We start from the raw sequence: 22,629 nt of genomic DNA on the forward strand, positions 1-22,629 counted from the left end.
CCTTTGCTTCTTTATCAACAGTACTCTAATCGTTCCAATTCAATTACATTGGCCGCTTCTGGTTCATGCTGGATCATTCGCGCAATATGAGGATGGCAGGTCGTCATGATGACATGGTGTGAACGAGACAGTTCAGTAAGTGCCTTAATTGCCAGTCCAGCCCGCTCCCGATCGAAATTGACCAAAATATCATCCAGTACGAACGGAACGGATGCTCGATGATCCAAAGCCTCAGCGAGTGCAAATCGGACAGAAAGATACGCTTGCTCCGCAGTTCCTCTGCTGAAATGATGGCTTCGCACCAGTTGACCATCTCGCCGTTCCAGCGTAATTGTTTTCTCACCGAACGGGATGAGTACCCGGGTATATCGTCCTGCGGTCATTTGCAGCATATAATGAGCAGCGCGTTTGAGTACAAGAGGCTGCTTTTCTTCCTCATACAATTTTCGAGTACGTTGGATTAGCGTTTTGGCGAGCGCGAGAACAGCATATCGTGAAGCCTGCTCGTCCAGTCTCGCTTCCTGCAGCGCAAACTCCTGATGGTGAGAAGCCCCTTCCACCTCTTGCTTCAGCCTCTCGCTTTCCTGCTCTAATCTCCCATTGCGACCTTCCAGCTCTCGAATGCGCTCGTCTACGAGCTCCAGTTCACATGTAAGCTCAGTGATCCGCTGCTCTAACTCCCGTCCGTCATAGTGGATTAACAGCTCTTCCATTGACTGAAATGCTGCTCGTTTACCACCGCGGTACAGCACTGCTTCCAAGTCTCGTATAAGTCGCTCCAGTTCGATCTTATGATTGTATGCATCAGCACTGCTCAGCAGTTCATAACCTGTATTTACCCTCGCTTCCAGAAGAAGCTTGTCCATCGCTCCCTGTGTCTGTAAAGCTTGAGCCTGCTGTTCCCTCCACTCTTCTTCCAAAGAGTTGCTGTGAAGCGTCAGCTGGCGATATTCCAGCTCCCGTTCCTGTTCACGCTCAATTCGTTCCAACAAACGGAATAATCCACCTATTGTAGAGCCGGTCAGCAGTCCTTCGTCTTCCACTCGAAGAGATGTCGCAGCATGTAAAGAAGCAACTGCTCCTCCTTCGTTCGAACCTGTCCGATTCTCTTGTTGCGAACGACTGGAAATAAGCAGCTGTGCTCTGTGCAGCAGACTGCTGCAATCCTGCTCGAACAGCTCCAGCTGCCCAAGCAGACGAGTACGCTTCTCTGCAGAACGGAGACGCTGCTGCTCCACTTCTTCGGCCTGTTCGAACCTTCTGACAAGTTCTTTCACTCCAGCCAGGCTGAGCTGTTCCGGGAGAGATTCCTGTCGCAGCCAGGCAACCCAATCGCGATAGCGCTCCTCCTCTTTCTTCTGAGCAGCACCGAGCTCTGCAGTAAGAAGCCGATAGCGCCGTTCTGCTGAGATTACCATCTCATGCAAGGAACGGCATGTCTCTTGCAAGCCTTTCCGTTCACGCTGCCACTCCGCAACATCTTGAGACGCCTTCCTGATATCAACAAGCTCGGCTGTATGCGAATTGCGTTTCAAGGAGGAGAAATAGGGCTGCAAAAGCTGACGAAGCGCTTCGGTATGAGCGTATACCGCATGCTCAAATCCGTGTGAAACATTTTCATTCGGATACGCTGTGTCAAAAGAATGCTGTGAGGATGGAGAATACGGAAATGACTGGGAAGATATATATACAAGAATAATTGTCGCGACCAAACCTACCAAAGCAATCACACCAGCCATAAGCCATTGCTGTCCGATCCATCCCAAGCCGGCAGCAAGCAGCATCACACCGAGCCCAAACCCATAAATCGCGCGCGTGTGCGAGACCTTATATGAACGCGATGCATTACGATTCATGCGTGAGTAAGAGGTCATCTGAGGCTGAGCGCGTTCCCCTGTGAGAACATGCAACCCACCGTCAGTTGAAGCGTTCCATACCCGTACAGCATCAGCCAGTGCCTGTTCTGTATGCGCAATATCAGTTGCGCATTCCTCAGATGGTGCAAAGCCGCTGCCATTCACGCCGTCAGTTTCATAGCGTTCGAGAAGCTTCTTTGCATCTTCGTATTCCTGAAGTGCGCTCTCGGCCTCACGGGCTGAACGCTCCATTCCAGCTTCCGATTGAGCAACCGCTAAACGGCACGCTTCAGCACGCAGCTCTGCCGCTTGTACCTGTTCCATATAAGAGAAAGCATTGCTGGAAAGCAACCTCTCTGGCGTCCACGATGCATCCGTCTGGCGTGCTAGCCGCCACAGTTCAGCTTCTGCCGCACTGTATTCCAGCTCTGCCTCGCCAGCGGCCTCTCTCCAATGCTGAACCGTATCGGTCAACTGCACAAGGCGTCTTGTCTCAGCCTCCATCTCCAGCAGTTGGCTGAACGGCTCTTGCCCCAGCAAATTCGCAACTGCCGCCTTACGCTTATCCTCGATTCCTCTGCAAGCCGCTTCAATGTCAGAGAGCTTCCGTTCGCATTCCTTCCATTGGGTCGCATGCTCAGGGAGCCTTGCAATCAAGTCTGCTGGCTGAGCCTCCAACTCCTGCTTGGCAGCTACATAACGAATCCATGTATCTGCCACTCCACTAGCACGCTCTGCCGTCGCCAGCTCCGCACGCAGCCGCGTCCGCTTCTCCACACACCGATTCAGTTCAAGCCGTACAAGGGTTACTTGCTCCGCAAGCTCCCCTAGCTTAGCCGCATGTCGGTGAGCTTCCCGCTGTCCCCGCTCCAGCTTGTCCATAGCATGCAGCGTCTGATTGATATGCTGATTGCGGCCTCTAGGCCTGTACAGCCCATCCATCGATTGCTGCAGCCATCGTTCTGCCTCGGTAATTCCTCTGCCTCCATATAGGCCAGCATCGTATAAATACGCCCCTACCTCATCATCCTGCAGCGTTTGCAACTCCTGCAGCTCATCGAGTGTTATGCCAAATAAGCGGCTATACAACCCCGAACTCAATCCCCCTAGCAATTCATTCTCCAATTGAGTTTGATCGGCTTCTGTCACAATCCCTGCTTCTGTCATCTTGCGAATGCTCGTGTGGGAGACACCCTCCTGCTCCCAGCGCTCTATCGACCATTCGGCGCCACTACGATCGAGAACATTCATACGTCCCCCATACATACTGCCCTCAGACGGCATAAATCGGGAAGGATTGCTTCGGCGCTTCGGAAATCCATACAGCATATCACGAATGAAAGAAGTAATGGTACTCTTACCTGCTTCATTTGGGCCATGAAGCAGCGTAATTCCTGCACCAGATCCCCGTTCGGCAAGCGGGATGACCGTATCACGGAATCCTCCATATCCTATCAAATGTATCCGCAATATTTTCATGAACGCTTCACCTCTCGCTGGAGCCATTCGACTGCCAGCATCATCGCTTCCTCGATCCACTCTTTCTGTATCTCCCCAGATTGGGAAGCAAGCCAATTCCGCATGCGAGGATGCTGCTGAAGCGTCTGCAGGGAATCCTGAATCAAGGCCTCGCTTGTATCCTCATGCTGCTGTGCCTGCCTCGCTATCCTGATCATATCTCCCGGGAAGCTATCGGAAGCTTCCCACTGTTCAACATCAATATCTGGCTTGCAGCTTATACGGAGTGCAACTGGCCACAGAAGGCCTGATGCCCCCTCAAATAAGGAGTCGTCAACTTCTTGTGCTTGCCATGCTTCCATCCACTGTGCAGCCAATGCTTCCTGCTGGAGGGATGCGTACAATACCGTTCGTCCGATTAATTCCAATCGAATGAGCGTCAGCCGCCCTTCCGTACCACTTTTCCAAGCCATCATTTTCTCATCAAGCAGCTGCATAATCGATTGCATGGAGCTGATGCCGTTCACATCGATTTGTTCTTGGCGCCATCGTACCGTGTCCAAAGGTTCGAACTGCAAGCTGACATTGCCATGCTCGCTTACATCCACCATGTAACAGCCTTTCGCGCCGATTTCTTTCACATGCCTGCCTTGTGTATTTCCAGGATACACAATATAAGGAGACTCGTTCAGTACTTCTCTCATATGGATATGACCAAGCGCCCAATAATCATAGTTTTTCTCTATTAGCTCTCGCTTCGAGCATGGCGCATAAGGATCGTGTCCAGCTCTTCCATCCACAGTTCCATGTAGCACACCAATTCGGAATAGCCTTGGACTTCCATCTCCCTGGTTCCTATGTAATCTCTTCATCTTGACGTTTACATTTCCATTTGCTTCTAGGGCACATTCATCATGACGAGCTGTATGATCGCTATGCACAGCAGCAGATTCCGGAGAGTCAGGATACATAGCTGCTAAATTCTCATATACTGCGGAATCACCGTAGGACATGCCGCACACTACCGCCACCATAGCTCCATCCTTATTGGGAACGAGAACAGCTTGCGGAGCATTTGTAGGGAATATAGTGACATTGTCCGGCCACTCCCACTTCACCTCGCGGTGAAGTGGATCATGATTGCCATGAATGAGGTATACTGGAATCCGCTGCTCGTAAAGCTGCTCCATTCCTCGTTGAAGCCGCCACTGAGCCTTAAGTGATCGCTCCTTGCCATCATATAAATCACCGCTAATGACCACGAAGTCCACCTTTTCACGAATCGCAAGACGAACTAAATTGTCCCAGGCAGCAAAGGTTGATTCCAGAACTTCCTCTTTTAATTTATCCGGCAAGGCCTGTAGGCCTCGGAAGGGACTGTCGACATGCATATCTGCTGCATGGATAAAACGAAACGGAATCAATGCTTCACCCCCGCTTCGGTTGATAATGTACATATTTACGTTTAAGCTCATTGACGATGCGTGTCAGCGAATAGATTTGCTTCGCCTTCGCCCACGCTGCCCGCGCAAGTTCATATCGGAACGATCCATCCATCATTGCCCGCTCCAGCGCATTACAGAGTGCAATTGGATCATCTGGCGGTACAAGCAGTCCATTGACTCCATCTTCGATCTGTTCTGCAATCCCGCCCACATTCGTTCCGATGAGCGATAACCAGCACAGTGCCGCCTCCGCAAACACAGAACCGAACGCTTCCGCCCGTGAAGGCAGTACAAAAATATCAAAAAACGGCATAAATTCCTCCGGATGAAGCATATAGCCGTAAAATATCGTGTCATCATAAATTGACAGCTCTTGTGCAAGCTGCTCAAGTTCCTTGCGAATCGGCCCATCACCAATAATATGAAGTACATAGGCATGGCCCCGCCGCTTTAATTCTGCACACGCATGAAGCAGTACATCGAGCCCCTTTGCAGGAACTAAGCGGCACATCGTAATCAGTTGAGGGACAACATTATCGTGTGCGATCGGCTTGAATCGCTTTTCATCAAAGCCATTCGGCAGTACCTCTATTCGCTCTGCATGACGGACATAAGGCTCCAAATAGGTTCTAAATGAATATGACACCGTCATCATTTCATCCACCTGATGCTCAAGTTCGCCATAAAGAGACGTAAGAAACTTGTGCTCCGGCCCATTCGGCTCAATCTTGCCGTTTAAAATGAGCTCCTGCTCAAAGCTGGAGTGAATCGTCACGATGACTGGCGTATCAGGGTACAACTGCTTCATAACAAGACCCGCAATCGGATGATGGGCATGGATCAGGTCGTAGTGCCTGGTCAGCCGCAGCTTCGTCCACCAGATATAGTCACGGTATGTCTGAATATACTTCTGTACGATTGGGCTTTCTCCGTACTGGTTCCAATCGAATGTTTGAAAATGGACTTCCTCCTGTCCCTTGCCCCGTAATCGCTTCGGCAGCGAAAAAATCTCCATCTCCCAATGAGGAGGCTGGAATCGATCCAGTATATATGGAACCATGGAGGATACTCCTCCCGGTTGTTCAGGCGGGAAAAACAAGGCTTGCAAAATATTCATGCGAGGCCTCCTTCTTGTTCGCGCTTTTCGCCGTTCAACCTTTATGATATATTAGAACATATGTTTCAGTAAAGAACCTTCCTAATGGAGCTGTCACTCATGACTCATTCGGCTAATTCCCTTTCTTACGTGAATAACGTGATCGGACTAGCATCTTCCTGTATCCTTTACATTACCTTCATCATGATTTTGATGGCCATTCGCCTCTATATCCGGCAGCGTTCTCCAGCATATATCTTATTAGTTGTATCTCTGCTCCTCATGGCTGCAGAACGGTTTACAGATGTGATCAGCCTGCCATGGCTGCAATGGAACCTCCAGGTCTATCAATGGTTTGTCGTCGGAACCACCTTGCAAGCGTTTTCCTTCATTCTCATGAATATGGCGATATATCGGCTCTATAAAAGGCCAACGCGTGGTTATCGAATCCGCTTCTATGGCATGCTGTTGATTATCCCAATTGCAGCAATGCTGTCCATCCCTTTTGATAGGAACATTACACCAACCATCGGAAGCGCATGGCCACTGCTTCTATATCTTATGATTGCGGCTTTATTTTGTTATGTGTGGGTAGCCCCAAGAATCGGACAGCGTATCACTTATATATGCAGCTTAGCGGCATACTTTGCCACCATATCACTAACAACTATAAATGCCTTACTGTTTGCGTACAATAACAAGCAGTTGTTCCTGCTGGAACGACTTCTCCCACTTGCTTATTACACCCTATTGTTCTTCATCCTGTTCGAGCGCGTGGTCGAGCTGTTGCACATGACCTATCGAACCTCCATTACAGACGGGCTGACCGGACTATTCAACCGTAGACATATCATGAAAGTGATGCAGCAATATATCCGTAATGAGTATAAAATTTCATTTATCTTTTGCGACATCGACAATTTCAAAAAGGTAAACGATACCTACGGTCATGATCAAGCGGACGAAATTTTGAAGCAGGTCTCTCTTATTATACGCGAGGAAGTAGAGGAATACGGTATACCTGGACGTTTCGGCGGCGAGGAATTAGTCGCTCTTCTTACGCACCGTAATGCCCGGGTAGAACAAATCGCAGAAAAGATTCGGCATCGCGTGGAACAAGAGACAACCGTAACGATTAGTATCGGGCATAGCACTCTTCGCAAATATATGACTTCAGACGATATTGTACGTGAAGCCGACCAGGCTATGTACTATTCTAAAACTCACGGTAAAAATCAGGTTACGAGTTATATGCACATCCAGAAAGCTTCAAGAGATATGTCGTAATAAATAAGTAACGCCTTCTCCTGCATCTTCATGTAAGGGAAGGCGTTACTGTTATTTCAAATATAAACTATTGCACATCTCTTTTGTTAAAAATGATGAGCGATGCGCCGAGAAGCACGATCATGTACACCGCATAGATCGTAACACTGAATCCGAAGCTCGCTTCCTTGAATGGAAGGTTATCCCCACCATTGAAGTATGGCTGCCAGTTCAAGTTCGGGAAAATTAAAAACTTGTACCAAGGCTTGCCGGCAAAGAAGTACATTCCTGCTCCAACGACAGACTTAATGACAATCGGAACGGTAATCGCCAGACCCAGGCTGCGTGTAAGCACAGCAGCTGTCATGGCAAGCACCGCGTAGAACAGGACATCTGGTATCCGGAATAGGATATCTTTCAATATTACCACTAATGTAACATCTGCGGACATGAAGCTGAAGAATATCATTCCGAATACTATACTGCAGATGACAGTAAATACATAGACCGACAACAAGATGAGGACAACAGTAACCATCTTAGATGCAAGCACCATAGTGCGGCTCGCTGGTCTAATTAACAGCTGCTTAATCGTTCCATCTCGATACTCATCGGTAACAATTTGCGCAGAGACGACCATAATAAAGATGCCAATGAGCGAACTGAACAAAAAGTTAATGTCACTTGCAAAGGCCATATACGGATATGGATCACTTTTAAAAATGAAGAACCGCATTGCGACAGCTACCATCAAAGTAATAACCGCAATAAACGCATAAAAATATGGAACCTGGCGCTTGCTGTTCGCCTTCATCCATTCATTTTGCACAAGGGATACAAAGTATCTCATTCAATGCGTCCCCCTTTCGTCATGGACAAGAACGTCTCTTCCAATGTCGGTGCAACTGCACGCACTTCATAAATGAGAACGCCCGCTTGAACGAGCTTCTGTACCGCTGCCGGAATCTCGTCATGTAGTAATTCAATCTTAATTGCGCTGTCTGCCTCTACAATTGTCTTCCATTCTGCAGATGCCAGTACTTCCGCTGCTTTAGCAGCATTGTCTACCTCAAAGCGGATCGCCACAGCAGCAGATTGTTGTCCTTCTTCATTCGGATCAAGTGATCGTTCTCCGACGAACTTGCCGTTCTGAATAATCAGGACACGATCACACATCAGTTCAATTTCCGACAGCAAGTGACTAGACACGAGAATCGAGATATTTTCCTTTTTGGCAAGATGGCGCAAATAATCCCGCAGCTCACGAATCCCGGCCGGATCAAGTCCATTCGTAGGCTCATCCAAAATCAATATCGAAGGATTATGAAGCAAAGCCTGCGCCACACCTAGACGCTGACGCATTCCAAGGGAATATGTCTTTACCTTCTTGTCCAGCGCATTCTCCAAATCAACAAGCTTGACGATCTCCTTGATGCGTTCCTCTGTAATCGGCTTGCCGCTCATCCGAACGAAATGCTGGAGATTTTTGCGCCCGGTCATAAATTTATAAAGCTCTGGATTCTCTACGATTGCTCCCACATGGGCCATAGCCTTGGAGCGATCTGTTCGTATATTATGCCCCTCAATCATAATATTTCCGGACGTCATGGACATCAGGCCGACCATCATCCGTATTGTTGTTGTCTTCCCCGCTCCATTCGGTCCAAGGAACCCGTACACTTCCCCGCGTCGTACGCTGAATGACAAATTATCGATAATGGTTTTTCCTTTTATCTTTTTCGTAACATTTTGTAGTTCTACAACGACATCATTCACCATTCATCCGCTCCTTTCTCCTATTGTACACGGCGCTCTCGCAGCCTGTCCCCTAACTTCTAGATCCCCTAGTCAAATTGTATCCATGAGTCGATCATACCAATCACCAATCCTGCCACCTACTCCATACGTACAAGCTTACATTAACGTTTCGCAAAAGAGTCTTACATTATTGTAACCTGATCCGAATATATCCATAAATGAATATCTGCCTAGTAAATGAGCGGTTGGCTGGACTACGTTTCCTGTCATTCATCGTTGCATCGAAGCCTAGCAGTCCGGTAAACTATACAATGCTGATTATTTTATACCCATTCAGAAAGGAGCTGTAACATGTCCCTAGATGCAACAACTTTGTCATTGCCACAAGCCTATATCGAACAAATGAAGCAAATGCTCCCAAAGGATGGGGATGCATTTTTGCTCAGTTATAAGGATCCGCGCACCTTCGGACTTCGTGCCAACCCCACAAAATGGATTACCCATGCTGATGCACGCTTGAATGCAGAGCAGCTATTTCATCTGCGGCCTGTCCCTTGGTGTGAAGAGGGATACTACTATGATGAAGCCTCTCGACCAGGGAAGCATCCGTATCATGCAGCAGGCTTTTATTATATTCAGGAACCATCGGCAATGTCGGCCGTCGCCCTGCTTGATCCTCGGCCAGGCGAATTCATTCTGGATCTTGCTGCTGCTCCTGGAGGAAAATCCACCCACATTGCAGGGCGTATGCGCGGCGAAGGCGTCCTGATCGCAAATGAGATCCATCCTCAACGCGCTAAAATATTGGCTGAAAATATTGAGCGAATGGGAATCGGCAACACAATTGTCACCCAGTCCGATCCGCACGCACTGGCGTCGAAATTCCCGCACGCATTCGATCGCATTATGCTCGATGCGCCTTGCTCTGGTGAGGGCATGTTCCGCAAGGATGAGGATGCAATACGCGAATGGTCGCCCGAGCATGTTGCAATGTGTGCAGCACGGCAGTGGGACATCATTCAGGCAGCGGTAGCCATGTTGAAGCCAGGCGGGACAATCGCCTATTCCACTTGCACCTTCAATCGCCAGGAAAATGAAGAGATTATTGATCATTGGCTCCGACACTTCGATCAGTTCAAGCTACTCCGCATGGAGCGCATTTGGCCGCATCAAGCGGAAGGAGAGGGTCATTTCGTCGCCGTATTACAGTGGCAAGCAGACCATTCTGCTTCTACGGAAGCATCCAACACCAACATGCGAAGCCGTAAGCAGGGACGTAAAAGCAGCGGCTCACGAGTCAGCGATCCCCAAGCTGCTTATTCACAGTTCGAAGCGTGGAAACGCGAGTACCTTCCTGGACTTCACCTGCCACAAGGCATACCGTTGCTGTTTGGTGAAGAATTGTATTGGCTACCGCAAGGCAATGTTTCCGCTGTACATGCACTGCAAGGCGGCGAAACGCTGCGAGGACTTCGCGTACCTCGTGCCGGTCTGCATCTGGCACATCTGCGCAAAAATCGCATCGAACCTGCCCATGCGCTGGCGTTGTATTGCCGCTCTGCGAAGGAGGCAGCTCAATCCATCTCATTCGCTGCAACAGATTCCGCTGCTGAGGCATACTTGCGTGGAGAAGCACTTCCGTTAGAAGGTGACAATGCCCAACTTAAGGGCTGGACACTCGTTTCTATTGACGGTCTGCCTATTGGCTTCGGCAAAGCATCAGGCGGTCAGCTAAAAAACCATTATCCGAAGGGATTGCGCACAACCGGATAGAAAGCAAAAGCTCCTGTATACGCAGGAAAAAGCCACTGATCTTGCACAATGAGATGCTTCAAGCTGAAGCTTCGATTGTGCAAGGACAGCGGCTTATTATTCATCGATCATGCTATTGCAATCGGATGGATGAAAGAGCCGGTAGCACCCCTTTACCTTGAACGGGGTTACGCCCCCCTATCTCCCAAAGACAGAACCAGCCACTAGCAATACTTCAGCAAGGTAGCAGCCACTCCATCCTCGTTGTTCGACAACGTGACTTCCTGTGCTGCAGCCTTCACCTCAAGCGGGGAATTATCCATGGCTACGCCCATGCCTGCAAATTGGATCATTGTCATATCGTTATAATAGTTGCCGATGGCGAGCACCTGTTCACGCGGTACGCCGCGCATCGCAGCAAGCTGCTTGAGCGCATTTCCCTTCGTTGCATCCTTATGCATAATATCGATAAAGTAGTCCCCTGAGCGAATAAAATTGTGCTCATGTGTCCATTCATTCAATTCATGCTCTACTTGATCTATCTCTTCCTTATGTCCGCTCATTGTCAGCTTCACAGGCGCATGCGGCAAGCCCGTCCAACCTGGAAACTGCTTCGGCTCAATTAGGAATTGGCGGTATAAATGCAGCATCTCCGGGGTCAGTTCATTCAGCTTGTCCACATATAATTCGAAAGCGGTATTAATATCAAAGTGAACCCCATTCTCACGACAGTATTGAATATAAGGCTCCAATCCTGCACTTGGAATATCGAAGCGATGAAGCAGTTTGCGTCCTTCTGAAGCGACGGTGGCAGCGCCATTGTGGGTAATTACCACACCATCAAGGCCAAGCTCTTCTAAGTATGGAAGTGTACTAATTGGGCTTCTTCCCGTGCACAATACAATCTCCACGCCTTGAGCAGCGACCTTGCGAATCGCCTCCGCATTCGCGTTGGACAGCGTATGATCATCATGCAGCAGTGTTCCATCCATATCTAACGCTACAATGCGATAATTCATCATTGATCTCTCCCTTTTCTCTCTAGCCTTTATATGTTGTCAGCCATATGAATTTTCAATCATTAAACCTTCCTTATTGCTGATGCTGCTGAAGTGCTTCTAGCTCTTCTGCTGTACACTCTCTCCATTCACCAAGCTTGAGTACGGGATCCAAATCTAGCGTTCCCATTCGGATACGTTTCAAATAAATTACTTGCTTCCCTACCGACTCGAACATTCGCTTCACTTGATGGAACTTCCCCTCCGTAATTGTCAGTTCGATAAAGGAATGCACCGTTCCATCTGCTTGCTCCTCATGACCGGAGATTACAAGATGCGCTGGCTTTGTCACATACCCATCATCAAGTTCGACACCTTGACGAAACGCCGCTCCATCATCATTGTCGACCCGTCCTCTAACGGTCGCTACATATGTTTTTGGAACATGCTTCTTCGGAGATAACAGATCATGTGCCAGCTTGCCGTCATTCGTAAGCAACAGCAAGCCTTCGGTATCCTTGTCCAGCCGTCCTACCGGGAAGGGTTCAAAATGACGAAGCTCATCTGGCAGCAGATCAATGACCGTACGCTCTCGCAAATCCTCCGTTGCTGAAATGACGCCCTGCGGCTTATTCAGCATAATGTACACAAATTCACGATATCGAATCTGTTCACCGTCAAGCATCACTTCATCTATATCAGGATCTACCTGTACACCGCTGTCCTTAATTAACCGCCCATTGACTTGAATCAAGCCGCTTTTTGCCCACTTTTTAATTTCTGAGCGACTGCCGCAGCCCATATGTCCTAATAGTTTGTCCAACCTCATTTTTTTTGCCACTGCATGCTCACCTCCATGCTGCACGGGTTGATGTGCTTCTTCGATCCAGGTTTTATGTCAAAATGTACACATGCCTTCTTAAGCCATGCCATTACAGCATACCATGCCGACATCGCGAATAACAACGAATCCTCAATTTGCGTGACAATTCTCGAGTTCTCCTTACAATATTGTCACAATGCAACTTAGGAAGAAACTTTCACGTTTATCCACCGTATGGAACACTGTCATTTCCTAGATCAATACATACCTACATCGAAGTAATAGAAAGAAAGGAGGAGCCGAATGCTACGTGTCGAAGGTCTGTCACACTCATTTAAGAACGGCCCCGAAACAACCCAAGTACTGCATTCCATTAATTTTGAAGTTAAGCGCGGCGAGATGGTTGCACTGCTAGGCAGCTCAGGTTCTGGTAAATCCACATTGCTCAACTTAATGGCGGGCTTAATGAAGCCAACTGAAGGGAGCATTTATATTGCAGATCAGGATATTGTAAAGCTGAACGAGAACTCACTTGCTGAATTTCGACGCAAGCATATTGGTTTCATATTTCAAGCGTACGAGCTAATAGCCAATTTAACTGTACGTGAAAATGTAGAGCTCCCACTTATTTTCCAAGGCGTACGTCCAGCCGAACGAAAGCAAAAGGCGATCCGTCTGCTTGAACAGGTTGGTATTCCTGACAAGGCTGAACTGTTCCCATCTCAATTGTCTGGTGGGCAGCAGCAGCGTGTCAGTATCGCACGCTCGCTTATTACCGAGCCATCGGTTGTTTTTGCGGACGAGCCTACCGGTAATCTGGACACACGAACAGAAGAAGAAATTATCGCAATCCTAAAAAACTTAAACGAAACCGTAGACACCACCTTCATTATCGTCACACATGAAATGGAAGTGGCCGAACAAACAAAACGCATTATTACTTTAAAGGATGGCATATTGATCGAGGACGGATTGCACACGCACGTAAGTCCAATGTTGACGACAGAAGCTGTTCAGGACGAAAAAGTTCTTCATCCCGTTGGAGGTGAGCAGTCGTGAGAGTACGAGACTACCTCCATCTATCATGGGATCAATTGAAGAGACGTAAGGTTGTTACTGGCTTATGTGCGGCTGGAATTTCGATTGGCTGTGCCGCAATTATTATTGCGATGAGCGTCGGGGAATCTGCACAAATGTTTGCAGAAAAACAATTGAACTCCTTTTTAAAGATGGACGAAATTACGGTTACTCCGAATACGGGGGTCAGCCAAGGCGGAAATCAAGGCAAAAACGGCGGACAGCAGGCCAAAGGTGCAGATAACGAGAACGTAGAACGCGGAAAGATTACTGCGCAAAAGATTGAGGTCATCCGCAACATCCCTCATGTAAAGGCAGTGGCGCCATTCCAGCAATTCGGTTATTTGGAAATGAGCACATTGGATGACCGCCGTACTGGAATTGAAGTATTTGCAACAGATCTCAATTCGTTAACTCAATTTGACAACAAATTTATGCAGGGTTCTCCTTCCGACCTCGATGGTACCGTCATCTTAAACTATGGAGGAACCCTAGGACTTGTTGATCAAGAAACGATGGATAACCTGATCGAACAGTTGTCTAACAATCCGTATGACGATTCACTAATGGAGCAGTACAACAATCTTAATCGCATCCCTACTGCGATGTATCAGCGACAAATACGTCTCAAAACGATGCTGGGTAATGGCGACAGCAAGACCTACACGAGCTCTCCGCTTCGGGTATCTGGCATACTTAAGAAGCCGGCCGGTGTCAGTGAGAATCAGGTAGCATACGATAAGAAACTTTACGTATCTCTTGAAACCGGCAAAATGCTGATGCAAGAGCTGCGCTTGAATAACGGCAATGAAGAACAAGGTACATATAACAATGTCATCGTGAAAGTAGACGATCAAGCGAATGTAGGACAAGTCGAGAAGCAAATTAAGAAGCTAACGCTGAACACACAAACAAACCTGCACCAGAAGGATCGTTTGCAGGAGAACTTCGCCATTATTAAAACGATTGCACTGGGCATTGGCCTATTTGTTCTTTTCATCGCTTCCATTTCGATTGTGGTCGCGATGACCATGTCAACCTATCAGCGGCGCCGACAGATCGGCATCATGAAGGTTCTCGGGGCGAACCTGAGACAAATTCGCAATATGTTCATCATTGAGGCAGCACTGCTTGGATTGGTTGGCGGATTGATTGGAGTTATGCTGTCTTACTGGATCGTATGGGCCATTAACGGGGTGACAGCAAGTACAATGTCAGAGAGTACAGGAGATGCGATTATCTTCATCTCCTTATCCAATATTCCAATCGGAATTATTTTTGCGATCGTGACAGGCATTCTGTCTGGTATATATCCAGCCATCAGCGCCTCTCGTACCGATGCTCTAACCGCTATTAAGCGAGACTAAGTGCCATCGTTCAATTGCAGTCCGCAGTTGTTCCACATAGAGGAGGACATAACCATATGAAATCGATATTAAAATGGTCAATTATCATACTTATTTTAGGCGGTATCAGCTTTGGATTGTACCGATTCGCCAACCCTGCGCAGCCGGAAGTTCCAATGGATAATGCAGGTGCTATCACCTTCCCCGTTACGAAGGAAACACTTGTCAACCATATCGAGGTAAAGGGAAAATCGACATACGAGAAGGAAACAATCGTATATGCTCCATTCGGTGCCGAGGTGAAGCAATGGGCAGTGAAAGACGGACAGCAGGTGAAAAAGGGCGACCTCATTTTCCGCCTCGATCCAAGTACGCTAACGAATGAAATCGCACAAGCGGAAGCTGCCATCAAGAAGCAGCAGTTGGAAACACAGCTTGCGAAATACCAATCCGCCCTCGGGGAAGAAGATCAAGCCCTTCCTTCCACGGAGGCCGAAATGAAGAAAAAATTCGTCGAAAAAGAAACGACCAAGCTGCAGCAAGAGCTTAACAATGTGACGGTCGATATTCAACGCAAGGAAATTGCTCAGAAGCAGAAAAAGGTGGATGCATCCGAATACATCGCCCCTTCGCCTGGCATTTTCCTGTATGATGACCCGAACAAAATTCCGAAAGCATTAAAGGAAAATGATCGCGTCGGTAAAATCGTAGATTTGAAGAAATTGCAGCTCGTCACTCTTGTTGGCGAACAAGATGTATTCCGGATTAAGCCTGGCATGGCTGTTGAGGTAAAGATGAACGCCATGAAGAATGTCAAGCTTCAAGGTAAAGTTCTAAAGGTGTCCAAGTTCGCTAAGGCTGTATCCGAAGAACAAAGCAATCAGCCTGCACAATTCGAAGTCATCATCGGACTCGATGCCAATGAGAACCTGATTGCCGGCCTTAGCCTTACTGGCCAAATCGAGACGCAGCGTAAAGAGAATGCGATTGTCGTTCCTACTGTTGCGGTAATGCGTGAGAAGGACAGCGTCTACGTCATGCTGGATAAAGGAAATGGTCAAGTAGAGCGTAAAGATATCAAGGTTGGCTTGGAGACAAGTGAAAAGACCGAGGTGCTGGAAGGACTTAAAGAAGGCGATACGGTCGTACTGCAATAATTCGTACTTTCTTTGAAATTAGCGGTATAGAGCATAATGCGGTTCAGTTTGATTAGATGAAAAGAAGAAGCACCCTGCAAAACCTAAATGGTTCTGAGGGTGCTTCTTTTTACATTAGAGCGAAGATTGCTCAGCTTCTATGTCATCGAACTCCAGCATCGTAACAGGTTGACCTGTCGCAATCTGAACTTTGCGAATTCGATGTTTTTCCCGCTCAAGCACGGTGAATTGAACGCCATTCCATTCCAACTGAGAACCCTTTTTGCAGTCCGGCATTCGATCATACAACCATCCTCCGATTGTATCGATATCTTCATGCTCAAGATCAGTGGAGAGCAAGTTATTCACGTCGGTAAGCAGCACCTTGCCATCGAAAATGAAGGTGTGCTCATTCACTCGTTCAATCTCAGGACGCTCTTCCTTATCGAATTCATCGCGTATGTCGCCAACGATTTCTTCCAATATATCTTCAATCGTGATCATGCCTGATGTTCCGCCATACTCGTCAATCAGGATCGCCATATGCGTGCTTTCTTTCTGCATGCGCTTCAGGAGTTGATTGATCGGTGTAGATTCAGAGACGGTAAGAACAGGAAGCATGATGTCAGACAATTTCTTATCAGCCGCTTCATCATACTGCAGGAACAACTGCTTTGTGTTGATCATGCCCACAATAAAGTCCTTGCTTCCACGGATAATGGGATATCGGGTATACTGCTCTCGCTTCATTACGGGGATGCTCTCTACGACAGGCAAGTCTTCCGACAAGCAGATCATATCGGTTCGAGGCACCATAATTTCCTTAGCCAGCAATTCGTCAAATGCAAATATGCGGCTTACATATCCAAACTCGGTTTTATTGATTTTACCGCTTTCATAGCTCTCATTCAAAATAATTTGGAGCTCTTCCTCGGAATGAGCTTCTTCCTGTTCTTTCGCAGGCTTCAATCCAAATAAGCGGATAAATCCATTTGCAGAGCTGTTCAACAACCAGATGAACGGATACATCACCTTGTGAAACCAGATAATCGGTCTTGCAAACAGCAAGCTGATCTTCTCCGACTTCTGAATCGCCAGTGTCTTCGGGGCAAGCTCACCTACCACCACATGAAGGAACGTAATGACGATAAATGCAATCACAAAGGAAAGAATAGACCCTGCCTGCTGTGGAACAGATAACCATACAAATACGGGATGAAGCACCTTCTCAACCGAAGGTTCTCCCAGCCAACCAAGTCCCAGCGCTGTAATCGTAATGCCTAATTGACACGCTGACAAATAGCCATCAAGATTGCTCGTCACTTGTTTCACCGCAAGCGCATTTTTGCGTCCTTCCAGAACCAATTGATCAACACGGCTGGAGCGGATTTTAATGATTGCGAACTCTGTGGCTACAAAAAAGCCGGTAAGGATAATCAGTATTGCTACTAAAATGAAGCTGATACTCGGGGGTAAATCCATTATTCGTCTCCTTTAGATACAAAATATGAAGCTTATTTCCACATATTATACAGGTTCCAGGAAAGGAAAACAAAAGCCTCTACAGTCGGAAAATGACTTCTATCGTTATTGATATTCCAGTCCTCCAGAAAAATAACATCATCACGCGTCATTGCACGAGCGCATGCTCTCCTATACGCTGTAGAACCAATTTTGTATGAAATCATCGCATCCGGTGTAACCATACAAGCCACCTCATTCTACCGCTCATATAATAATTTTGCAGACCGGCAAGATTGGGGGTGAAGTGATGGCTATTTTGTTTAATAGAACACTAATATTCGATAATTTGTCTGAATTGCTCGTAGGTAGAAATAAGTTTGAGCTTGTGCTTCAAAATGGCATAAATCAAAGTCTATGCGACCTTCACATTGCTACTAAGAATAACCTTGGCATCCCGCCACAGCTCGCCTCATTGAAAGTGCAGACAACTTTCGAATCAAAAACATTGGTATTGAGCCCGCCTGTAATATCACTTGATGTAGACTTCCTGACTCTCTTTAATAGCAAACAATGCGTTCCGTTTGGAACACTGAACAGTATCTTCTTACTGACATTGACATTTACAAGAACGTTTTTGCCGGGTGACACTCTGGTGATCGCTCCAACTAACAGTCTCGGAACCCTTGTCATTGCCTAATTCGTAAAAACTGTAGATATTACAGCAGAACACCATTTCCGACCTCGTCATGAAATGGTGTTCTGTATCTCCGTTTATTCGAATATGACATGTTTAGTCATGCAAGGATGGCAACTCACAGCTCGAAATAAGGAAATGAAGTTCTTGATCGACTATCCGAATCGTAATGTCTTGAAATGGCGGCAAATTATCCTCATGCTGCTGCAAGGCGTCCAACACTTCTTCTGCATCGGTGCGCAGTTGATGTAAGTCAATCCCCAGCACAAGATTAGGATAGGCGTGCAGCTTTTGAAGCGCGGCCACAAGAAGCTTGACCGCTCCGGAACGGTTGCCGTTCTGAAAATGATGCAGTCCAACCGCTACTTGCAGCAGGCCTTGGAGAAGAGGCTTCCGCCCCTCCTCAAGCCATAACTCTTCCATGACATCATGACATTGATAGTAGTCCCGCTCCTCATTGAACAGCTTGATGAACTGAACATACAGCCTATCATAAGGGAGAGCCTGTTCAGCATTCATAGCTGAATGTCCCCGTTCTTCTTCGCACTCTCCAGCTCCCTCGTGATCTCTTCCTCTAAATTTTTCAGTTCTGTAATATCATCCTTCTCCCATACTTCATTGAAGCGATTCTGGAATTGAATGGCTTCAGAAATACGGTGATAATAATACAGTTCTTGAATAAAGGACAGGCATTTCTGTACAATCTTCGACTTATCTTCGAAGCTCTGTTGTGCGACGAGAATTTCCTGACGGATGCTGGACATTTCGTTATCCAATACAAATGCCGCTTCCGCTGCCGTCTTCAGCCGCTGGCGAACTTCCTCAGGAAGGCTGTCCTTGTATTTATAATTCAATGAATGTTCAATCGTCGCCCAAAAATTCATCGCCAGGGTACGAATTTGGATTTCTCCCAAAATCATTTTCTGGCCAAGCGCCGTTTGAACCGGATATTCGATAATCATATGGAAACTGCGATAACCGCTTTCCTTATAATTGGTAATGTAGTCCTTCTCATATACGACCTTCATGTCCTGGCGATTGCGAATTAAGTCTGCCACTCGATGAATATCATCGACGAATTGGCACATAATCCGAATGCCTGCGATATCCTCAATTCCCCGCTCCAGTTGATCAAGGGGCACCTCAAGGCGCTTCGATTTTTCTAGTATGCTGGAAATTCTCTTCACCCGGCCCGTTACAAACTCGATAGGTGAATATTCTTCTCGCTTCTTCAATTCAGTTCGCAACGTTTTGAACTTGACCTTCAGCTCTTCGACGGCCTGTGCATAAGGCAGCAAAAAATTTCCCCAATCTCTTCCGTCCATTTGTATGCCTCCTGTCCATTCCAACCATTCGTTCAGTGAACCTGTGGTGTATCACGATACGACCATTTCTTATCGATGATCAGCCCCAATAGCTTCTGAAATATGCTTGAATCCATCCTGCTTCATTAGTCGCTTCAAGCCTGAAGCCAGCTCACGGTTAATTCCAGGCCCCTTATAAATGAGACCCGTATATATTTCGACCAGACTCGCACCGGCACGAATTTTTTGATACGCATCTTCTGCAGTGAATATGCCACCCGACCCAACAATTGGGATAGCCCCTTTGGTCATACGATATACTTGCGACACGACTTCAGTCGAGCGTTCTGTCAGCGGCTTTCCACTTAATCCCCCATTTTCCAACCGATGGACATGGGTTGCTCCCATGCGAGACAGCGTAGTATTTGTAGCAATGATCCCCGATACTCCACTCTGTACAATCGTCTCGGTCATGCTTTCCAATTCGCTGTCCGATACATCCGGAGCGATTTTGACGAGAATAGATTTATTTTGGCCATGAGCCGCATTTTGGCGATTCATTTCATCTACGACTAAGTTCAATAGTGCCCTCAACTCGTCACCATGCTGTAAATTCCGCAGATTGGGCGTATTTGGTGAACTGATATTGACTACGAACAGATCTGCCACATCATACATCGTTTGTATGCATTTCAAGTAGTCTTCATACGCCTTATCATTCGGGGTAGCTTTATTTTTACCGATATTGACCCATACCGGAATTGGTCGCTCCTTAATCGCTGTCAATCGCTCGTGCATAGCTTCCGTTCCTTCATTATTGAAGCCCATTCGATTGATTAACGCTTCGTCTGGAGGAAGCCGGAACATGCGCGGCTTATCATTGCCAGGCTGTCCTTTGGGCGTGACAGTACCCACTTCCATAAATCCGAAGCCAATGGAAGAGAATCCGCGGACGGCCTCCGCATTTTTATCTAGTCCTGCCGCAAGTCCAATCGGACTATGGAATGTGAGACCGAACAGTGAAGTCGTCATGGCGGGATCTGCCTTGACTCCATACATTCCACGCATCATGGCAAGCGCACCGGGCACCTTCGCTGCTTGCGCCATGCCACCTATAACGAGGTGATGCGCTTTTTCAGGATCTAATTTGAAAAATATCGGTTTAGCTATGTTGCGATATAACAAAGGTTCCACTCCGTTCATTGTGCCATACATGTAAGCCATGATTACTGACAACATCGTATAGTTACCGTACCGCGCAAGACTTATACTTAAATCCTAACAATATACTATGTAACATCCTTGGCGGGCATAAAAAAGGCTCCATGTCATAGTTTAAAGGTTTCTAGCACAAAAGAAAAGTGCATATGTCATCCAACCCTGACTGGTCAAACATTTAGAAAACGATTACAATAGGCATATAGAGGTTTTATAGAAGATTTATAAAGAAAGGTGATGACCTATGGCAGTGAAACGCAAATCCCCAACAATACCGGCTAAGCATGCAGAAGAAGTGAACAAAAAGGCGATCTTATGGGTCGGAGGGGTTCTCTTGCTATTTGTCATAATCGTATCTACACTGCTTATTGTAAATGGATAGCATTTCCCATTATTTACGAAGAAGAGCCAGAACTCAAGTCGCACTTGAGAATTCCGGCTCTTCTTCTTGATAAGAGCATCATATTTACAGCCAGCGATATCTCTTGTTCGGATTGTCCTGCTTCGGGCTCAAGTTAAGTCGATAGCGGCTGTCCTTATCCGGCACAAGCAGCTCCTCTGGCAATATATCAGAACCTATCACGACTTCTGTTCCGATCGGCACCATATCGAACAATTCCTCAACATCTTCCTTCGACATCCGTACACAGCCAAGCGACTTATCCAATCCAATGCTATCCGGCTCATTCGTGCCATGAATGGCATACAACGTATCTGACAAAGTCATCCCCCGACTGCCAAAGTCGCCAATTGACGACCCGTTCGGATCCACTACCTTTTCGGTAATTCGAAACGAGCCCAATGGAGTTCGTTTGCCACCAAGACCAACTTTGTAATTTCTCAGCATAATTTTACCACTTACGACCGCAAGTCGATGATGCTTCCTATCGACCAAAATACGCATTGGCTCCCTGAACGGATCTGATTCATCGCTCCATATATTTTGAAGTGCCTGCTGCTTCGCCTTCTTAGGGGCTATCTGCTTCGCCTTTTTCATATGAGACATATACGATGCAGCTATCTCGTCATAGGTTTGGGCGATTTGAGGAGTAATGCCTGACACTACATTGTTCGGGTATTTGCTTGCTAGTTTCGACCATTGCTTAGGCGCTTGATCATTCATTTGCAATACAGCCGTAAGTGCAGACTTGGCTACCAGCCGCTCCACACTTCTTGGCATCCATTGCTGTACAAATGAACTTGCCTGTACACGGTCAGCGTCACACTTGCACTGCTTGCCTTGCAGCGGAGTCACAACGATGTTTTGCCCGTTTGAATCTGCAGACAGCCGGTAGTCGGGACGCAGTGGAGCCTTCCACATCCACCATTGCTGATGAGTGCGAATATGAAGCAGATAGTGAACATGATTCACTTTGGAGGCAATGTGTTTGGCATCCTTCAACGCATGGCCGAATGCAGCATCGTCTTGTTCCGGAACGAGTATGCCAGCTTGAGATGGAATCGATAAAGCACCATTCGGTAGATGCACATCCGTTTTTTTAGAAATCGCATCGTCTTTTGCTTCCCCAGCCTCACTCTCAACAGAAGCAGGATACATTCGAGAAGGAGCTTTCACTTCACCAGCTATCGAGCCGAGCAGCAGAAAGAGCAGAATAGCAATGCCAATTCGCTTCTTCCCATTTCGGGAGATGTGTGATGCTGCTTGCTGCCGCTCGGTGTTCTCTGCCAATTCCTCAATCTCCTCAGATAGACGAGGCACATTCTCAAAGGCATGATAGATGTCCCCTGCTTCCTTGAAGCAATAATTCGCCTTGCCTTGCTCACCATTTCGCTCATATTGCTTGCCTAGCAGATACCAGGCCATCCGATTATCCGGATGCGACTCAATATACTCCTTTATATATGCTTGGTCTTTCTTCGATCCGAGTGGATGTTTTCCATCCGATGAAGAAGTCAATTACATTCCTCCCTCCGGCA

19 protein-coding genes are annotated in these 22,629 nt (G+C 47.2%); 7 read left to right on the forward strand and 12 right to left on the reverse strand.

What is annotated here, in order from left to right; all coding sequences use genetic code 11:
- Window positions 1-14 precede the first annotated feature (14 nt).
- Genes NO352_RS14705 through NO352_RS14715 form a run of 3 tightly spaced genes read right to left on the reverse strand, consistent with a single transcriptional unit; the run spans window position 15 to window position 5,876 of the window.
- A complete protein-coding gene (locus NO352_RS14705) occupies window positions 15-3,395 on the reverse strand; it encodes an AAA family ATPase (RefSeq protein WP_289355997.1) in 3,381 nt (1,126 codons plus the stop codon).
- Entirely contained in the window at window positions 3,332-4,738 is a 1,407-nt protein-coding gene (locus tag NO352_RS14710; RefSeq protein WP_289355998.1) for a metallophosphoesterase family protein, read from the reverse strand. Before NO352_RS14710 ends, NO352_RS14705 begins: the two co-directional genes overlap by 64 nt.
- 4 nt (window positions 4,739-4,742) lie before the next feature.
- A complete protein-coding gene (locus NO352_RS14715; protein WP_289355999.1) occupies window positions 4,743-5,876 on the reverse strand; it encodes a glycosyltransferase family 4 protein in 1,134 nt (377 codons plus the stop codon).
- 99 nt (window positions 5,877-5,975) lie between these two features.
- Here NO352_RS14715 and NO352_RS14720 point away from each other — a divergent pair, with 99 nt between their 5' ends.
- Window positions 5,976-7,142: a GGDEF domain-containing protein gene (locus NO352_RS14720; RefSeq protein WP_268622311.1), complete on the forward strand. Its 1,167-nt coding sequence runs from the start codon at window positions 5,976-5,978 to the stop codon at window positions 7,140-7,142.
- Between the two features lie 67 nt (window positions 7,143-7,209).
- Here the strand turns inward: NO352_RS14720 and NO352_RS14725 are convergent, their stop codons facing one another.
- Together NO352_RS14725 and NO352_RS14730 are read right to left on the reverse strand one after the other, a co-directional pair.
- Window positions 7,210-7,971 carry an ABC transporter permease gene (locus NO352_RS14725; protein ID WP_005546137.1) on the reverse strand — a complete coding sequence of 254 codons (762 nt, stop codon included), beginning with the start codon at window positions 7,969-7,971 and terminating at the stop codon, window positions 7,210-7,212.
- A complete protein-coding gene (locus tag NO352_RS14730) occupies window positions 7,968-8,897 on the reverse strand; it encodes an ABC transporter ATP-binding protein (protein WP_040735866.1) in 930 nt (309 codons plus the stop codon). Before NO352_RS14730 ends, NO352_RS14725 begins: the two co-directional genes overlap by 4 nt.
- A 333-nt stretch (window positions 8,898-9,230) precedes the next feature.
- Here NO352_RS14730 and NO352_RS14735 point away from each other — a divergent pair, with 333 nt between their 5' ends.
- Window positions 9,231-10,652, forward strand: coding sequence for an RsmF rRNA methyltransferase first C-terminal domain-containing protein (locus NO352_RS14735; protein WP_289356000.1), 1,422 nt, complete (start codon window positions 9,231-9,233; stop codon window positions 10,650-10,652).
- 203 nt (window positions 10,653-10,855) lie between these two features.
- Here NO352_RS14735 and NO352_RS14740 read toward each other — a convergent pair whose 3' ends face one another.
- Window positions 10,856-11,650 carry a Cof-type HAD-IIB family hydrolase gene (locus NO352_RS14740; protein ID WP_040735804.1) on the reverse strand — a complete coding sequence of 265 codons (795 nt, stop codon included), beginning with the start codon at window positions 11,648-11,650 and terminating at the stop codon, window positions 10,856-10,858.
- A 73-nt stretch (window positions 11,651-11,723) separates the two neighbouring features.
- A complete protein-coding gene (locus tag NO352_RS14745) occupies window positions 11,724-12,458 on the reverse strand; it encodes a pseudouridine synthase (protein ID WP_268598856.1) in 735 nt (244 codons plus the stop codon).
- 297 nt (window positions 12,459-12,755) lie between these two features.
- Between NO352_RS14745 and NO352_RS14750 the strand changes: the two genes are divergently transcribed.
- From NO352_RS14750 to NO352_RS14760, 3 genes are read left to right on the forward strand one after another with little or no spacing between them, the layout of a single operon-like run.
- Complete coding sequence (locus NO352_RS14750; protein WP_289356001.1) at window positions 12,756-13,511, forward strand: ABC transporter ATP-binding protein; 756 nt, start codon at window positions 12,756-12,758, stop codon at window positions 13,509-13,511.
- On the forward strand, window positions 13,508-14,896 hold the full coding sequence (locus NO352_RS14755) for an ABC transporter permease (protein WP_289356002.1): 1,389 nt from the start codon (window positions 13,508-13,510) through the stop codon (window positions 14,894-14,896). The genes NO352_RS14750 and NO352_RS14755 overlap by 4 nt, the downstream gene beginning before the upstream one ends.
- 56 nt (window positions 14,897-14,952) lie before the next feature.
- The gene (locus tag NO352_RS14760) at window positions 14,953-16,032 is read left to right on the forward strand and encodes an efflux RND transporter periplasmic adaptor subunit (protein ID WP_268598820.1); all 1,080 of its coding nucleotides are present in this window, start codon (window positions 14,953-14,955) and stop codon (window positions 16,030-16,032) included.
- 114 nt (window positions 16,033-16,146) lie between these two features.
- Here NO352_RS14760 and NO352_RS14765 read toward each other — a convergent pair whose 3' ends face one another.
- The gene (locus NO352_RS14765) at window positions 16,147-17,493 is read right to left on the reverse strand and encodes a hemolysin family protein (protein WP_268598821.1); all 1,347 of its coding nucleotides are present in this window, start codon (window positions 17,491-17,493) and stop codon (window positions 16,147-16,149) included.
- Between the two features lie 289 nt (window positions 17,494-17,782).
- Here NO352_RS14765 and NO352_RS14770 point away from each other — a divergent pair, with 289 nt between their 5' ends.
- Complete coding sequence (locus NO352_RS14770) at window positions 17,783-18,172, forward strand: hypothetical protein (RefSeq protein ID WP_005546119.1); 390 nt, start codon at window positions 17,783-17,785, stop codon at window positions 18,170-18,172.
- A gap of 93 nt (window positions 18,173-18,265) precedes the next feature.
- On the opposite strand, the gene NO352_RS14775 is transcribed toward NO352_RS14770, so the two are convergent.
- The 3 genes from NO352_RS14775 to NO352_RS14785 form a co-directional block, all read right to left on the reverse strand.
- Window positions 18,266-18,688 carry a DUF309 domain-containing protein gene (locus tag NO352_RS14775; RefSeq protein ID WP_005546118.1) on the reverse strand — a complete coding sequence of 141 codons (423 nt, stop codon included), beginning with the start codon at window positions 18,686-18,688 and terminating at the stop codon, window positions 18,266-18,268.
- Window positions 18,685-19,494 carry a GTP diphosphokinase gene (yjbM, locus tag NO352_RS14780; RefSeq protein ID WP_005546116.1) on the reverse strand — a complete coding sequence of 270 codons (810 nt, stop codon included), beginning with the start codon at window positions 19,492-19,494 and terminating at the stop codon, window positions 18,685-18,687. Before yjbM ends, NO352_RS14775 begins: the two co-directional genes overlap by 4 nt.
- Before the next feature lie 69 nt (window positions 19,495-19,563).
- Window positions 19,564-20,658 carry a quinone-dependent dihydroorotate dehydrogenase gene (locus tag NO352_RS14785; RefSeq protein WP_005546114.1) on the reverse strand — a complete coding sequence of 365 codons (1,095 nt, stop codon included), beginning with the start codon at window positions 20,656-20,658 and terminating at the stop codon, window positions 19,564-19,566.
- A 277-nt stretch (window positions 20,659-20,935) separates the two neighbouring features.
- On the opposite strand from NO352_RS14785, the gene NO352_RS14790 reads away from it, so the two are divergent.
- On the forward strand, window positions 20,936-21,073 hold the full coding sequence (locus tag NO352_RS14790) for a hypothetical protein (RefSeq protein WP_005546113.1): 138 nt from the start codon (window positions 20,936-20,938) through the stop codon (window positions 21,071-21,073).
- Window positions 21,074-21,157: 84 nt separating this feature from the next.
- Here NO352_RS14790 and NO352_RS14795 read toward each other — a convergent pair whose 3' ends face one another.
- Complete coding sequence (locus NO352_RS14795) at window positions 21,158-22,609, reverse strand: L,D-transpeptidase (RefSeq protein ID WP_289356005.1); 1,452 nt, start codon at window positions 22,607-22,609, stop codon at window positions 21,158-21,160.
- Between the last annotated feature and the right edge of the window lie 20 nt (window positions 22,610-22,629).

It is taken from the genome of Paenibacillus sp. S-12 (assembly GCF_030363895.1).
Taxonomy (GTDB): Bacteria; Bacillota; Bacilli; order Paenibacillales; family Paenibacillaceae; genus Paenibacillus_B; species Paenibacillus_B alvei.